The organism is Pectobacterium jejuense (assembly GCF_026800125.1).
GTDB lineage: Bacteria > Pseudomonadota > Gammaproteobacteria > Enterobacterales > Enterobacteriaceae > Pectobacterium > Pectobacterium jejuense.
The window spans coordinates 645,990-660,387 of the sequence record NZ_JAPQKX010000001.1 but is presented as its reverse complement, the minus strand read 5'-3'; the positions used below and the strand labels follow the sequence as shown (position 1 = coordinate 660,387).

At 50.9% G+C, this 14,398-nt stretch carries 15 protein-coding genes; 6 read left to right on the top strand and 9 right to left on the bottom strand.

Going from position 1 to position 14,398, the window contains the following annotated elements; translation table 11 throughout:
* The first annotated feature begins 10 nt into the window (after positions 1-10).
* Entirely contained in the window at positions 11-1,552 is a 1,542-nt protein-coding gene (locus NXT09_RS02995; RefSeq protein ID WP_039319701.1) for a SpoVR family protein, read from the top strand.
* Positions 1,553-1,657: 105 nt separating this feature from the next.
* Here NXT09_RS02995 and fadR read toward each other — a convergent pair whose 3' ends face one another.
* Positions 1,658-2,377, bottom strand: a complete 720-nt coding sequence (fadR, locus tag NXT09_RS02990; RefSeq protein WP_205550591.1) for a fatty acid metabolism transcriptional regulator FadR — start codon at positions 2,375-2,377, stop codon at positions 1,658-1,660.
* A 230-nt stretch (positions 2,378-2,607) separates the two neighbouring features.
* Here fadR and nhaB point away from each other — a divergent pair, with 230 nt between their 5' ends.
* Positions 2,608-4,188 carry a sodium/proton antiporter NhaB gene (gene nhaB, locus NXT09_RS02985; RefSeq protein ID WP_268578822.1) on the top strand — a complete coding sequence of 527 codons (1,581 nt, stop codon included), beginning with the start codon at positions 2,608-2,610 and terminating at the stop codon, positions 4,186-4,188.
* A gap of 194 nt (positions 4,189-4,382) precedes the next feature.
* The gene (gene dsbB / locus NXT09_RS02980) at positions 4,383-4,913 is read left to right on the top strand and encodes a disulfide bond formation protein DsbB (RefSeq protein ID WP_109410968.1); all 531 of its coding nucleotides are present in this window, start codon (positions 4,383-4,385) and stop codon (positions 4,911-4,913) included.
* Positions 4,914-4,987: 74 nt separating this feature from the next.
* Here the strand turns inward: dsbB and NXT09_RS02975 are convergent, their stop codons facing one another.
* The 4 genes from NXT09_RS02975 to NXT09_RS02960 form a co-directional block, all read right to left on the bottom strand.
* Positions 4,988-5,185: a DNA polymerase III subunit theta gene (locus NXT09_RS02975; RefSeq protein ID WP_010275471.1), complete on the bottom strand. Its 198-nt coding sequence runs from the start codon at positions 5,183-5,185 to the stop codon at positions 4,988-4,990.
* 237 nt (positions 5,186-5,422) lie between these two features.
* Positions 5,423-5,869 carry a cysteine cluster protein YcgN gene (ycgN, locus tag NXT09_RS02970; protein ID WP_010275477.1) on the bottom strand — a complete coding sequence of 149 codons (447 nt, stop codon included), beginning with the start codon at positions 5,867-5,869 and terminating at the stop codon, positions 5,423-5,425.
* A gap of 122 nt (positions 5,870-5,991) precedes the next feature.
* Positions 5,992-6,648 carry a fumarylacetoacetate hydrolase family protein gene (locus NXT09_RS02965; RefSeq protein WP_039496120.1) on the bottom strand — a complete coding sequence of 219 codons (657 nt, stop codon included), beginning with the start codon at positions 6,646-6,648 and terminating at the stop codon, positions 5,992-5,994.
* Positions 6,649-6,990: 342 nt separating this feature from the next.
* On the bottom strand, positions 6,991-7,248 hold the full coding sequence (locus NXT09_RS02960; RefSeq protein WP_039315168.1) for a YcgL domain-containing protein: 258 nt from the start codon (positions 7,246-7,248) through the stop codon (positions 6,991-6,993).
* Between the two features lie 136 nt (positions 7,249-7,384).
* Between NXT09_RS02960 and minC the strand changes: the two genes are divergently transcribed.
* Genes minC through minE form a run of 3 tightly spaced genes read left to right on the top strand, consistent with a single transcriptional unit; the run spans position 7,385 to position 9,177 of the window.
* Positions 7,385-8,071 carry a septum site-determining protein MinC gene (gene minC / locus NXT09_RS02955; RefSeq protein ID WP_205550598.1) on the top strand — a complete coding sequence of 229 codons (687 nt, stop codon included), beginning with the start codon at positions 7,385-7,387 and terminating at the stop codon, positions 8,069-8,071.
* Positions 8,072-8,091: 20 nt separating this feature from the next.
* The gene (gene minD, locus NXT09_RS02950) at positions 8,092-8,904 is read left to right on the top strand and encodes a septum site-determining protein MinD (RefSeq protein ID WP_010275490.1); all 813 of its coding nucleotides are present in this window, start codon (positions 8,092-8,094) and stop codon (positions 8,902-8,904) included.
* Positions 8,905-8,907: 3 nt separating this feature from the next.
* On the top strand, positions 8,908-9,177 hold the full coding sequence (minE, locus tag NXT09_RS02945; protein WP_005968801.1) for a cell division topological specificity factor MinE: 270 nt from the start codon (positions 8,908-8,910) through the stop codon (positions 9,175-9,177).
* A 344-nt stretch (positions 9,178-9,521) separates the two neighbouring features.
* Here the strand turns inward: minE and rnd are convergent, their stop codons facing one another.
* The 4 genes from rnd to tsaB form a co-directional block, all read right to left on the bottom strand.
* On the bottom strand, positions 9,522-10,646 hold the full coding sequence (rnd, locus tag NXT09_RS02940) for a ribonuclease D (RefSeq protein WP_268578821.1): 1,125 nt from the start codon (positions 10,644-10,646) through the stop codon (positions 9,522-9,524).
* A 212-nt stretch (positions 10,647-10,858) separates the two neighbouring features.
* The gene (gene fadD, locus NXT09_RS02935) at positions 10,859-12,544 is read right to left on the bottom strand and encodes a long-chain-fatty-acid--CoA ligase FadD (protein ID WP_268578820.1); all 1,686 of its coding nucleotides are present in this window, start codon (positions 12,542-12,544) and stop codon (positions 10,859-10,861) included.
* Positions 12,545-12,882: 338 nt separating this feature from the next.
* A complete protein-coding gene (locus NXT09_RS02930; RefSeq protein ID WP_268578896.1) occupies positions 12,883-13,479 on the bottom strand; it encodes a Slp family lipoprotein in 597 nt (198 codons plus the stop codon).
* Between the two features lie 139 nt (positions 13,480-13,618).
* Positions 13,619-14,320 carry a tRNA (adenosine(37)-N6)-threonylcarbamoyltransferase complex dimerization subunit type 1 TsaB gene (tsaB, locus tag NXT09_RS02925; protein WP_268578819.1) on the bottom strand — a complete coding sequence of 234 codons (702 nt, stop codon included), beginning with the start codon at positions 14,318-14,320 and terminating at the stop codon, positions 13,619-13,621.
* Positions 14,321-14,398 lie beyond the last annotated feature (78 nt).

Sequence of the window (14,398 nt, the reverse complement as noted above, 5' to 3'; positions counted from 1 at the left end):
GGGCGCGCTGATGGCTATATCGACGGATAATCAGGTAAAAAAAACACTTCGCCTGAGTGATGGACCGGACTGGACGTTTGAGTTATTACAGGTTTACCTTGATGAGATTGATCGGGTGGCGAAGCTGTATCGTCTGGCAACCTACCCTCATCAGATTGAAGTCATCACTTCAGAACAAATGATGGACGCCTATTCCAGCATAGGCATGCCGATCAACTATGCCCACTGGTCGTTCGGGAAGAAATTTATCGAAACCGAACAGCGCTACAAGCACGGGCAGCAGGGGCTGGCGTACGAAATCGTCATTAACTCCGATCCCTGTATCGCGTATCTGATGGAAGAGAACACGCTGCCGATGCAGGCGCTAGTTATGGCGCATGCCTGCTACGGACACAACTCGTTCTTCAAAGGTAATTACCTGTTCCGCAGTTGGACCGACGCCAGTTCCATCGTCGATTACCTGCTGTTTGCCCGCCAGTATATCGCGCAATGCGAAGAGCGCTATGGCGTGGACGAGGTGGAACGCCTGCTAGATTCCTGCCATGCATTAATGAATTACGGCGTTGACCGCTATAAGCGCCCGCAGAAGATTTCGCTCGAAGAGGAAAAGTCCCGTCAGAAAAGCCGCGAGGCCTACCTGCAAAGCCAGGTTAACGATCTCTGGAAGACCTTACCGCGTCGCGAACAGGGTGCCGCACCGGAACAAGCAAGGCGTTTCCCGCAAGAACCGCAGGAAAATCTGCTCTATTTTATGGAGAAAAACGCGCCGCTGCTGGAGCCTTGGCAACGTGAGGTTCTGCGTATCGTGCGGAAAGTCAGCCAGTATTTCTATCCACAGAAGCAGACTCAGGTGATGAATGAAGGCTGGGCCACGTTCTGGCATTACACCATCCTGAACCATCTCTACGATGAAGGCCGGGTCACCGAGCGCTTCATGCTGGAATTCCTGCACAGCCATACCAACGTGATCTATCAGCCGCCGTACAATAGTCCGTACTACAACGGGATTAATCCGTATGCGCTGGGCTTCGCGATGTTTCAGGATATCAAGCGTATTTGTCAGTCACCGACCGACGAAGACCGCTACTGGTTCCCCGATATCGCGGGTAAAGACTGGCTCGATACGCTGCATTTTGCGATGCAGAACTTCAAGGACGAGAGTTTTATCAGCCAGTTCCTGTCGCCTAAATTGATGCGTGATTTCCGGCTGTTTACGGTTCTGGACGACGATCGCAATAACTATCTGGAAATTGCCGCGATTCACGACGAAGAAGGCTATCGTTTGATCCGGCAGGAACTCTCCGCCCAGTACAACCTGAGTCATCTGGAGCCGAACATTCAGGTCTGGAACGTGGATTTACGCGGTAATCGGGCGCTAACGCTGCGCTATGTTCCGCATAATCGCGCACCGCTGGATAAAAGTAGCCAGGAAGTGTTGAAGCACGTCCATCGCCTGTGGGGATTTGACGTCTATCTGGAACAGGCTAACACGGATGGCAGCATCGAGTTGATTGAACGCTGCCCGCCGCGTAACGGAACGGCAGCCACATAACGCAACTTGGTTCACAGATCAGCGACACAACCAAAGAAAAAGGGGATTCAGGCAACAACCTGAATCCCCTTTTCATATTTTCACAATGACGCTGCGGTATGAGCCTTAGCGGCGTACTTCCGCGATGTCCCGTGGGATCGCGCTCTGCATACTGTGCCAGATCGCCCCACTTTCTTTACCGTAATGCCTGACGACATCCATCACCTGATCGTAGAGCTCTTCGCTGCGCAACGCGTCCAACCGACCGTAAAAATTCACCGCCAGCTTGCGGGCTTCCGGATTGGAAAAATAGTAACGCCCTACGCGAATATACAGCCCTTTCAGGCCGTTCAGGATCAGACCATAAATCGGATTGCCAGAGGCAAAAGCCAAACCACGGAACACGTTGTAGTCAAGCTGCGCAAAAGCTTCTGCGCTATCATCTACCGCGCTTGCCTGCGTTAATACATCACGCACCTTTTCCGGGTTATGGCGTAACGCCGTCCGAATAAAAATGGCGGCGATGTTGGTGCGCACGGCCAGCAGGTTATCGATCAGTTGCGGCACGCTATCGTGATCGAGTCGCGCCAGCGTTTCCAGAATATTGAGCCCGGAGGTTTCCCAAAAGTTGTTGATCTTTGTGGGTTTCCCGTGCTGTATCGTCAGCCAGCCATCGCGGGCCAGGCGCTGAAGTACTTCACGCAAGGTAGTACGGGTCACGCCAATCAGTTCGGAAAGCTCTCTTTCCGCGGGCAAAATAGAGCCAGGAGGAAAGCGGTTATTCCATATACTTTCGATAATGTATTCTTCCGCGAATCCAGCCGGACTTTGCGCCTTTATAACCATGTGTTTGATAATCCGTAGCGGTGATTGCCGAAAAAAGCCAAGTCATAATACCAGACGAAAGAATCATGATATAGCGCCGCACTCGGGCACCGAACCATTTCAATGAAAAATTGTGACTGCAAACCGACCTCTCGCGGCGTAGAACGGTAGACTTCTGCCCGTTTGTAAAGTTTTTACGATATGATAAAAACCATCAAACTATTCTAACGAATAAGGATTCCCCTTCCATTATGACCGGCATGCCCCTTCACCGCGCGCTGTTAAAAAATTTTCTGGGATACGCGCCAGACTGGTACAAGTTGACTATTTTTTGCTTCTTGCTGATTAATCCGCTGCTGTTCTATTTTGTCAGCCCGTTTTGGGCCGGTTGGTTACTCGTTGTGGAGTTTATTTTTACGCTCGGTATGGCGCTGAAATGTTACCCGTTACAGCCTGGCGGCCTACTGGCACTACAGGCAATCCTCATCGGAATGACCAGCCCGCAGCAGGTGTGGCATGAGGTCACAGGGAATATTGAAGTCCTCATGCTGCTGGTGTTTATGGTGACGGGCATCTATTTCATGAAGCAACTGCTGCTCTTTGTGTTTACCAAGCTGCTGTTGCGCATTCATTCCAAAACGCTGCTTTCCCTTGCTTTCTGTATCGCCGCGGCCTTTCTTTCCGCGTTCCTTGATGCGCTGACCGTGATTGCCGTTGTTATCAGCGTCGCTATCGGGTTTTATGGTATTTATCACCGTTTCGCTTCTCAACAGGGTGAAGACGAGGCCGATATCAGCGATGACAGCACACTCAGCAGCGAGGAGCATCATCGTACGCTGGAGCAGTTCCGGGCGTTCCTGCGCAGCCTGCTCATGCACGCTGGCGTCGGTACGGCACTGGGCGGCGTGATGACGATGGTAGGTGAACCTCAGAACCTGATTATCGCGAAAAGCGCCGGTTGGGATTTCGTCAGCTTCTTCCTGCGCATGTCACCCGTGACCGTCCCGGTGTTTATTTGCGGTATCCTGACCTGCGTGCTGGTTGAGCGTTTTAAACTCTTCGGCTACGGCGTAAACCTGCCAGACAACGTGCGCCGCGTGCTTGAGGATTACGATCGGGATATGACAGAAAAGCGCACGCCGCAGGATAAAGCGCGTTTAATCGTGCAGGCGGTGATTGGCGTCTGGCTCATCGTCGCGCTGGCGTTTCATCTGGCGGAAGTCGGGTTGATTGGCCTTTCCGTTATTATTATGGCGACGACGTTCTGCGGCGTGACTGAAGAACATGCCATTGGTAAAGCGTTTCAGGATGCCATGCCGTTTACCGCGCTGTTGACGGTCTTTTTTGCAATCGTCGCCGTCATTATCGATCAGCAGCTGTTTTCACCGATTATCCACTACGTCCTGCAATCTTCTGAAAGCGCGCAACTGACGCAGTTTTATCTGTTCAACGGCCTGCTCTCATCAATATCGGATAATGTCTTCGTTGGCTCGGTTTACATTAACGAAGCGCGCAACGCCTTTGAGAACGGTCAGATCTCGCTGCCTCAGTTCGAGCTGCTCGCTGTCGCAATCAATACCGGCACCAATCTGCCTTCCGTCGCCACACCGAATGGGCAAGCTGCGTTTCTGTTCTTGCTGACGTCCTCTCTGGCACCGCTTATCCGTTTATCTTACGGGCGCATGGTGATCATGGCACTGCCTTACACCATTGTGATGACGCTGGTCGGGTTACTTTGCGTTGAGTTCACGCTGGTGCCGTTCACCGATTTTTTGATGAATAAACAATGGATTTCTTTGCCAGACTTGACCATATCGGGCAGTCACTCATAATCACGATCGTGTATAGTAATCGCGGCAGCGACAATTTCGGCCTTGATGATGTTATCAACACCCTTTTCGCCGCCGCAGAATGACAGAAAAGCATCAAATAAACATATCGTTACGTTTTGCGCAGTGAAATGATGGCAGTGAAGCCAGAACGGTTTACACTGCTGCTTTAATCATGTTTAGCATGGAATATTTTTATGTTGCGATTTCTTAATCGTTGCTCACGCGGACGTGGTGCGTGGCTGCTGCTGGCGTTTACCGCTTTAGCGTTGGAATTGACCGCGCTCTATTTTCAGCATGTGATGTTATTAAAACCGTGCGTGCTGTGTATCTATCAGCGTTGTGCGCTGTGGGGCGTGTTCGCAGCAGGTATTGTTGGCGCCATCGCGCCAACAACGGCGTTGCGTTACCCAGCCATCGCGCTCTGGATATACAGTTCTTATGAAGGGTTCCGACTGGCCTGGAAACACACGGATATTTTGTTAAATCCGTCGCCGTTTACCACCTGTGATTTCTTTGTCAGCTTCCCGTCATGGTTGCCTTTGGACAAATGGCTTCCGGCTATTTTCAATGCGACAGGTGATTGCTCAGTACGTCAGTGGGAATTTCTCTCTCTGGAAATGCCGCAATGGCTGCTTGGCATCTTTGCCGCTTATCTGTTGGTTGCCGTGCTGGTATTGATCGCTCAGCCTTTCCGCCCTAAGCGTCGCGACCTCTTCAGCCGCTAATGAAATACCGAAAAGCCCGACGAGAGTCGGGCTTCTGGTAACTGTTTCTACGCTTCACAGGCTTGTGCTACCTCTCACTGCTGTGGTCTGTAGATATCGCGATAGTGGCCTAATCTTTCGTTAAAAAAAGGTCTTTTTTCCTGCGGGATTCTTCGTGATATTTCATCTGCGTCGATCTTTTTTTCCTGACTTTCCATAAAGGCAATGGTGGAGGCAGCAAAATCGGTGTACTGCTCGCTGTACTCAAGAATAATTTTCTCAAAGTTAATCACATGCTCTCCCTCCTTCTGGTTTGACTGCTCTAAAATTATACAACACGTCACGATTTATGCCGGAGATGACAGCATGATTCGCACAATGAAAAAGAGAAATGTGAAGTGACAGGCAAAATGCAGAGGGGATAACGAATGAAAGCTGATTCTCCCCCCAATAAAAAACCCCTCTTCTGAGTGATTCAGATTGAGGGGCTTCTTGTTTTAACCAGATAACAGCCTAGCGCCGAACAGACACTACCGCGCCCACTCAGGTTTGTTCAGGATATGGTCCTGCCAGTCCACCACCTCACTCTCACGCACGGCGATATGGCGCACGGAGATACGCTCACGGTGCATCGCCGTTTTAGTACCGCAGACCAGCGGGTGCCACTGCGGTAAATCTTCACGCTCATGAATCAGACGATACGCACAGGTCGCGGGTAGCCAGTTAAACGTCAGTAGATTTTCACGTGTCAGCTTGATGCAGTCCGGCTCGTACTCGAAGCGTTTCTCATAGTTACGACACTGACAGCTTTTAATATTCAGTTGATTACAGGCGACGTTGGTAAAATAGATTTCCTCCGTATCCTCATCAATCAGTTTATGCAAACAGCACTGACCGCAGCCATCGCACAGCGACTCCCATTCATCGTCGGACATCTCAGACAACGTTTTTTGCTGCCAAAAAGGGCGTTCAGTCATGTCTCTTCCAGTTACCTTAAGTTGTATAAATCGATAGCGTTGTAAATAAAGATACGTGATTCTGGCGGGCGCAGCGGGGAAACTTTGCTGCCCGTCGTTCAACACGGGCAGCCGGGGGAGCGTTAGATAATACGCGTGCTTAACGTCCGGTCATTTACCGTAATCGTCAGCATATCGCCAGACAGGATCGGACCGACCCCTTTTGGCGTACCCGTTAAAATAATATCGCCCGCGCGCAGCGTAAAGAAACGGCTCATGTAAGCAATCAGCGGCAGAATCGGCGTAATCATATCACGCGTGTTACCCTGCTGGCGCACTTCATCATTCACTTTTACACCCAGATCGGTTTGCTGCGGATCGCCAAACTCGGCAACCGGAATAAAACCGGAGATCGGGCAAGAACCGTCAAACGCTTTGGCTTTTTCCCACGGCTGGCCCGCTTTTTTGAAGTCGGACTGCAAATCACGCAGCGTCAGATCCAGCGCTACACCAAAGCCCGCAATCGCCCGGGCAACGCGCTCTTCATTCGCCTGCTTCAACGGCGTACCGATCAGCACAGCCAGCTCGACTTCGTGGTGAACCGAACCCAGATTTTTAGGGATGGCAACGGGCTGGCGTAAGTCACACAGTGCGGTTTCAGGCTTGATGAATAAAACGGGCTCACTTGGAGTCGCACTGCCCATTTCTTTGATGTGTTCTGAGTAGTTGCTCCCGACGCAAACGACTTTATTTACTGGGAAATCAAGCAGCGCGCCCTGCCAGTCTCTGTGTTGATACATGGGTATTCTCCTGCCCTGTCTGTTGGATTATCGCTGCTTTCGTGGCACAGAACACGACCAAAAGGAAAACAGCTATATAAGAACACGATGGTGCAAAACCATCGTTATATCATCGCTACGGGGGTTACCCCAACAGATTTCAGGTGAGCAGGGTTGGGGATCCGGTGAGGGAGAAACGAAGCCTTATCCCATCAAAAAGGGAAACAATTAAATTGTGGCGAGGTAAAACTCAAAAGGTGAATATTTATCGCGCGGAATATCATGCAAACGGCTGAGATATTCCACGCTAAATTATGTTTGCGGCTTTATCTGAAAGTACGCCTTGGTATTATTTTTTTACACTTATACCGGCGTGTTTAATAAGCTCTCGACCGGTGGAGGAACTTGCAGATAAAAGCCCTGTTCTTGCAGCGCAAGTTTCACTTTTTCTATATCGGCATTCGCCAGTTTTTTACGCCCATCCAGCGGTAAAACCATGGCTAACTGCGGCGTGCCGAAACTTTTCATTAATTCTTCTGGCACACGTGAGAAATCGTCTTTTTTTTCAACATAAAGATAGGTCTGATCGCGTTTAGCACTTCGATAGATCACACAAAACATTTTTTTTACTCTATTTGATGGGAATGCCATCTTGCCTGTATATAATTGTGACTATAACATGCTTACAGCGCTCTGGAATATCATGCCTTAAATGTTACTCTAGGGATTAAAAGATGCTGAAACTGAGTCAGGATAGATGTCACAAACGCCAATAGAGCTAAAAGGCAGCAGCTTTACCTTATCGGTTGTTCATTTGCATGATTCCCAACCCGAGGTAATTTACCAGGCACTACAGGAAAAAATAGAGCAAGCGCCTGCTTTCCTGAAAAATGCCCCCGTTGTGATTAATGTTGCTGCATTAACAGCGGAAACCGACTGGATAAAATTACAGCAGGCCATTTCGTCAACCGGCCTGCATGTCGTTGGCGTCAGCGGATGTACCGACGACGCATTAAAGAAAACCATTGCGCAGGCGGGGCTTCCCCTTCTGAGCGAAGGTAAAGCACAACGCCGGGTCGTCGAGCCCGTCGCCGCCGTTCCTGCTGCGGTGAAAACGAAAGTCATCAACACCCCCATACGTTCCGGCCAACAGATTTACGCCCGGAACTGTGACTTGATTGTCACAAACGGCGTCAGCGCAGGGGCGGAGGTGATTTCCGATGGCAATATTCATATTTACGGCATGATGCGCGGCCGAGCCCTCGCAGGCGTTTCTGGCGATGTTCAGAGCCAGATATTCTGTACGCATCTGGCCGCAGAACTGGTCTCGATTGCTGGCCGTTACTGGCTGAGCGATCAGATTCCTGAAGCGTATTTTGGGCAGCCAGCACGGATCAATCTGAACCAGCTGGACAATGTTTTAACGATAAAACCTCTAGACTAGAATCTCCCAAGGAAACATTTATGGCACGCATCATTGTTGTTACATCGGGTAAAGGGGGCGTTGGCAAGACCACATCAAGCGCGGCCATTGCTACCGGTTTAGCCCAGAAAGGAAAAAAGACGGTTGTCATCGATTTTGACATTGGTCTGCGTAACCTCGACCTGATCATGGGATGTGAGCGTCGCGTGGTGTACGACTTCGTCAACGTGATTCAAGGTGATGCCACGCTGAATCAGGCGCTGATCAAAGATAAGAGAACGGATAATCTCTACATTCTGCCCGCTTCACAAACGCGTGATAAAGATGCGTTAACGCATGAAGGCGTAGAGAAAGTGCTCAATGATCTGGGCAACATGGAATTCGATTTTATCGTGTGTGATTCACCTGCCGGGATTGAAACCGGTGCGTTGATGGCGCTCTATTTCGCTGACGAAGCGATTATCACCACCAACCCGGAAGTCTCTTCCGTTCGTGACTCCGACCGTATTCTGGGCATTCTGTCTTCGAAATCACGTCGTGCTGAGCGTTCTGAAGATCCGATCAAAGAGCATTTGCTGTTGACGCGCTACAACCCAGGTCGGGTGAGCCGTGGCGACATGCTGAGCATGGAAGATGTTCTTGAAATTCTGCGGATTCCGCTGGTTGGCGTGATCCCAGAAGACCAATCCGTACTCCGCGCCTCTAACCAGGGCGAACCCGTTATTTTGGATGCGGAAGCCGATGCAGGTAAAGCCTACGCGGATACCGTTGAACGTCTGCTTGGTGAAGAGCGTCCTTTCCGTTTTGTTGAAGAAGAGAAGAAGGGTTTCCTTAAACGACTTTTTGGGGGATAAATTATGGCTTTACTGGACTTCTTTCTGTCCCGCAAAAAAACGACAGCCAATATTGCCAAGGAACGGCTGCAAATTATTGTCGCGGAGCGACGCCGGGGAGATAGCGAGCCCCATTATCTGCCGCAATTAAAGCGAGACATTCTTGAGGTTATCTGTAGATATGTACAGATTGATCCTGAGATGGTGACGGTTCAGCTTGAGCAAAAAGGAGATGATATTTCCGTGCTTGAGTTGAACGTTACATTACCGGAAGCGGAAGAAACGCCTAAATGATTTTTCTGCTGTAGTATCCCCTGCTTTTACGCAGGGGATATCTATTCCCGTCATACTTCAAGTTGCAGATGCGTTGGCTGCGTTCACTCACCCGAATCACTTACCTGAGTAAGCTCATCGGGATTCTTTCTCTTACCGCCTTCCTGAAACTCGAATTATTTAGGGTATATTCGTCATACATAAAATTACGTGCGTTTCATTTCATAATAGACTGTATATTTAGCCAGTCTTTTATTTCTTATTTTGTTTTTTTCACCGCATTCTTATCACCCTATTTGCTGCTTTTTTCATGATTGCATCATCACAGCAAATAAGGCGTATTGATAAGACGTGTTTACCGGTGATTAATAGCCCTGCACAATTTCACGCAGTTCATCGCCATATAACTGGCCGCGCCAGCCAGACAACATTTCCGGCATTCCCGCATCTTGCCCGCTTAATTTCCAGTGCCAGTTAAGCAGACGATTAATTTGGCGACGTGAGGCCAATAGCTCGGCGGATAATCCACTCTGTTCGCTCACGCGCTGCACCAGCGCTTTGATATCTTTAAACGCTTTTTTATAGCCGGGATAGTCGATCAAATTAATCACTGGCGGTGGACAATCCGCGTCAGCAAGGCCATCCGTCTGTGCAACGCAGTCCAGCAGCGTTTTGCCGTGGTAGCGGATTTCCGGGCCGCTCAGCCCCAGCGAGCTCAGTTCACCCAGCGACGTCGGCAGACAACGCGCCACCTGCAACAGGTTCTCTTCACGTACGACAAAATTCACCGCGCTGTCTCGCTCACGCGCTTTACGCAAGCGCCACTCAGCCAGACGCTGAAGGCAAGCCAGATTTCGACCACGCAGTTGCCAGGCGTTGCCAAATTCGCGATAGGCCAGCGCCGGTGCCAAAATATCCTGTTTACGCTGGCACAGCAGGAGACACTCATCCAGCGCCGCGTTCATCCACCCTGCGGCTTCCGTATCGGCCACCAGTTGAATGGCCATTGGCAACAAATAGAACACATCGGCCGCGGCGTAATCGCACTGTTTTTCGCTCAGAGGACGAGCCAGCCAGTCCGTTCTCGACTCGCTTTTATCCAGCGTCACGCCTATGTAGTCAGCCACCAGCGCAGCAAATCCATAAGAAAGCGGCTTGCCTAAAAATGCGGCCAGAATCTGTGTATCAATGAAAGGCGTCGGCAGTGTTCCAAACGCATTGAGAAACACTTCCAGATCTTCGCTGCCCGCATGCAGGAATTTAGTGACCTGCTCATCACGCAGTAACGCCTGAAAGGGTGCCCAGTCGGTAATCGTTAACGGATCGATAAGTGAAAGCTGTTCGCCGTCATACAATTGAATCAACCCTAATTGCGGGTAATACGTGCGGGTTCTGACGAACTCCGTGTCCAATGCCACCTGCGGAAAGCGTCGCGCCTGGGAGCAAACCTCTTGTAACCCGATGTCGGAAGTGATCAACTGATAATTCAAAACGTCATTCTCTTGGTTGTTTTTACTTTACGGTTCTGGGTCAAATCCGTATCGCCGTAAAAAATTCCCGGCGGACATTTTTAACGTCGCAAGCGACGGCCCATAGAGTGACGAGTATAAGCTCGCCATAAAAAAGAACGCCGGATAAACCGGCGTGAAAACATCATATCGCGTCCTGCCTCTCTCTGGCAGTCGTTTTTCGTGGAAAATCGTCAGGCGGCAGCGTCTTTCTTCGCCTTCTTATCGCCACGTAATTCGCGGCGCAGGATTTTCCCCACGTTAGATTTCGGCAAATCGTCGCAGAATTCGATCTCTTTCGGCACTTTGTAGCCGGTAAGATTACGGCGACAGTGGGTAATGAGTTCCTCTTTTGTTAACGAGTGATCGCGTCTGACGACAAAGGCTTTGACTGCCTCGCCGGAGACCTCATTGTCCACCCCAACCACCGCCGATTCGGAGACTTTGGGATGACGGCTGATCACATCTTCAATTTCCGTCGGATAGACGTTAAAGCCAGAAACCAGAATCATGTCTTTCTTACGGTCGATGACTCGCAGGAATCCTTCGTCATCAGAAGTGACAATGTCACCCGTCGCTAACCAGCCATCTTTTAACACCTCATCCGTCGCAGCAGGCTGCTGCCAGTACCCTAACATCACCTGCGGCCCACGCACCCACAGCTCGCCGGATTCTCCCGGCCCGGCGTCGTTGCCGTCATCGTCAATGATTTTGACGTCCGTTGACGGCACTGGCAGCCCGATACTGCCGCTGTAGTGTTTCAGATCGTACGGATTTCCCGACACCAGCGGCGAACTCTCCGTCAGTCCATACCCTTCCAACAGGTGTTTACCTGTGGTTTTTTCCCAACGCTCCGCCACCGCTTGCTGCACCGATGCGCCGCCGCCAACCGATAAACGCAGCGTGGAGAAATCCAGCTCGTGAAACTCTTTGTTGTTGAGCAGCGCGTTAAATAACGTATTGACGCCGGTGATAGCCGTAAACGGATATTGTTTCAGTTCCTTCACGACCGCCGGGATATCACGGGGATTGGTGATCAACAGGTTCTTCCCGCCCAATTCAAGGAACAGAAGGCCGTTCACCGTAAGTGCGAAAATATGGTAGAGCGGCAACGCCGTGACCACCAGTTCATTCCCTTCTTGCAGAACAGCGCCGTATGCCCCTTTACACTGCTCAAGATTCGCCAGCATATTGCGGTGTGTGAGCATGGCGCCTTTAGCGACGCCCGTGGTGCCGCCGGTATATTGCAGGAATGCCAAATCGGTATTGATAATATCGGGGCGAATATACTGCTGACGCCGTCCTTCCTGCAAAACACGACGGAACGATATCGCATCCGGCAGATGGTATTTGGGCACCAGCCGCTTAATGTACTTCACCACGAAGTTGACCAGCGTGCCTTTGGCCGTAGAGAGCTGGTCACCCATACGGGTCAGGATAACGTGTTTCACCGCCGTGTTATGGACGACTTTTTCCAGCGTATGCGCGAAGTTAGACACGATAACAATCGTGCTCGCACCGCTGTCTTTTAGCTGATGCTCCAGCTCACGCGGTGTATACAATGGGTTAACGTTGACGACCACCATCCCCGCGCGCAGCACGCCAAAGAGCGCAACGGGATATTGCAGCAGATTCGGCATCATCAGCGCGACACGATCGCCTTTTTGCAATTTAAGCTGGTTTTGCAGATAGGCGGCAAACGCCCGACTCCGCTCTTCCAGCTTACGAAACGTCATCACTTCACCCATGTTGACAAATGCGGGCCGATCGGCATAACGCCTGACGCTATTTTCAAACATTTCAATCAGCGACGAATAGCGATCTGGATCGATTTCCGCCGGCACATCCGCCGGATAGCGTGATAACCAAATTTTTTCCAAGACGTCACTCCCGAGATATTTTTTTAGTGGCATCGTCTTCGCCCTCAGAGGCTTATTGTTATTAACATTATTTTAACTCAGCCTACCAGTTAGCTAACAAACAATGTTAAGGTTGCGAGATCGATCACTAATTTATTCTTTATTCAAAAAAAATCAGGCAACCTGCGTCGCCTGATATCTTCACACTGAACGAAATAATTTTAGAGCCTACCCCATAGGGCGTTATTGGCGCAGTCAGTTTGGACACGGACAGCGCGGAAAAACCGGAGCGTACACGTAGTACGTGAGGATTTTGAGCACTGCCCAGGTTCAAAATGACAAGTAAAATAGCCCTATTCTTATTCTGTCACGACATTCTCAATGCGCGCAGGCCCAGACCAACCGCCGTCAAATCCCCATCCGGGCCCCCAACCATAGCCGTAACCCGCACGCCATCCCCACGGGCCATAGCCGCCGGGTGGTACCATAAGACGCTGCACGACATTCCAGCGTTTGTAGCCTTGTGCGTCGATCACGATATAACGATAGGGTTTATCCCCGATAGCGCCCTGTTCGGTGCCGACAATTGGCCCGACAACGGTGACCAGTTGGTCTTTAAAATCGACAGGTTCCAGAAAGCGATTCACATAGGCAATAAAGCGCCCTTCTGACGGCATATCCAACAGCGGTTTCGCGCCGCTATCCAGCGGCATGCTGGCAATTTCCAACCGCGTTTTATTCGCTTCATTGCGGATGCTGACCACCCGTCCGCCAAAGCGTGATTCCTGACCGACATAAATCTGCGGCGCATTCATCACGCGCACCAGATCGTCCTGCGGCGTTGGCGACGTGCCTTTAATGGCATCCGGCACCGTGACACAACCTGAAAGCAGCAGCGCTGTCGCAACTACCATACCGAGGCGTGCTTTTTTCTGATTCAGATGCACATTTTTCATCTGTACGCCTTTTATTTGTACGCTTTTTATTTGTACGGACATGGCACAACCCCTCTTCAGACATCTGATAGTTAGACTGCTCAGCATCGAATAAGTTGCTGTTTATGACGGGCATACTTCACGTCGAATGTGCATTCTGTTATTCGCGGCCGGGCAGCTTTTTCCAGGTCACTTCATTGCGCAGGTAGCGTGGCTGTGCATTCTCGACGCTTACCGCTTTACCTGCCTGCCATAGCTGACAAGCCAGCGGCAACATGTCCTGCGCCTGCGGCAGCAGCACCTCGCCCTTCGCTAACACCAGAGAGGCATGGCTGGCCAGTTCAGGATAGGTTTCCCATCCAGTGCCTACAGTGGCCCATTCGCCTGACAGCGCGGCAGTTAACGCCTGCACCTGTTCAGGTTTCAATACCGCTTCCTCGGATTCACCCTGCCAGCCGCCGTCAGCATCGCGCTGATAGCAACCCCAGTAGACCTCTCCCATCCGCGCATCAATGGCCGCCAGCACCTGCGTTGCCTGCGTCAGGCGGAAAGCGCCCTGCGCCATGGTAGCCAGTGACGAGACGCCGAGCAGCGGTAAATCCGCTCCCAGTGCCAGTCCTTGGGCAATGCCAATGCCAATTCGCACGCCGGTAAAACTTCCCGGCCCCTGACCAAAGGCCAGCGCATCAAGATCGTTAAGCGTCAGGCCGCTGTCGGCCAGCACCTGCTGAACCATCGGCAGAATACGTTGTGTGTGTTCACGAGGACAAAGTTCGAACAGAGAATGAATTTCACCTTCATTCCAGAGTGCGACGGAACAGGCTTCCGTTGCGGTATCAAGCGCTAGAATTCGCGTAGACATGCCAACCTCAGGCAGGATAAATAAATCTTAACAACCCGTATCATAGCATAAGCTCCTATCGAGCCGCAGCCCTTCCCG

Excerpts from the sequence above, each read along its gene's own strand:
- NXT09_RS02995 (WP_039319701.1), top strand. The coding sequence starts at position 11 with ATGGCTATATCGACGGATAATCAGGTAAAAAAAACACTTCGCCTGAGT.
- NXT09_RS02965 (WP_039496120.1), bottom strand. The coding sequence starts at position 6,648 with ATGTATCAACACAGAGACTGGCAGGGCGCGCTGCTTGATTTCCCAGTA.
- NXT09_RS02960 (WP_039315168.1), bottom strand. The coding sequence starts at position 7,248 with ATGTTTTGTGTGATCTATCGAAGTGCTAAACGCGATCAGACCTATCTT.
- dsbB (WP_109410968.1), top strand. The coding sequence starts at position 4,383 with ATGTTGCGATTTCTTAATCGTTGCTCACGCGGACGTGGTGCGTGGCTG.
- ycgN (WP_010275477.1), bottom strand. The coding sequence starts at position 5,869 with ATGACTGAACGCCCTTTTTGGCAGCAAAAAACGTTGTCTGAGATGTCC.
- fadR (WP_205550591.1), bottom strand. The coding sequence starts at position 2,377 with ATGGTTATAAAGGCGCAAAGTCCGGCTGGATTCGCGGAAGAATACATT.
- tsaB (WP_268578819.1), bottom strand. The coding sequence starts at position 14,320 with ATGTCTACGCGAATTCTAGCGCTTGATACCGCAACGGAAGCCTGTTCC.
- minE (WP_005968801.1), top strand. The coding sequence starts at position 8,908 with ATGGCTTTACTGGACTTCTTTCTGTCCCGCAAAAAAACGACAGCCAAT.
- nhaB (WP_268578822.1), top strand. The coding sequence starts at position 2,608 with ATGACCGGCATGCCCCTTCACCGCGCGCTGTTAAAAAATTTTCTGGGA.
- minC (WP_205550598.1), top strand. The coding sequence starts at position 7,385 with ATGTCACAAACGCCAATAGAGCTAAAAGGCAGCAGCTTTACCTTATCG.
- minD (WP_010275490.1), top strand. The coding sequence starts at position 8,092 with ATGGCACGCATCATTGTTGTTACATCGGGTAAAGGGGGCGTTGGCAAG.
- NXT09_RS02930 (WP_268578896.1), bottom strand. The coding sequence starts at position 13,479 with ATGAAAAATGTGCATCTGAATCAGAAAAAAGCACGCCTCGGTATGGTA.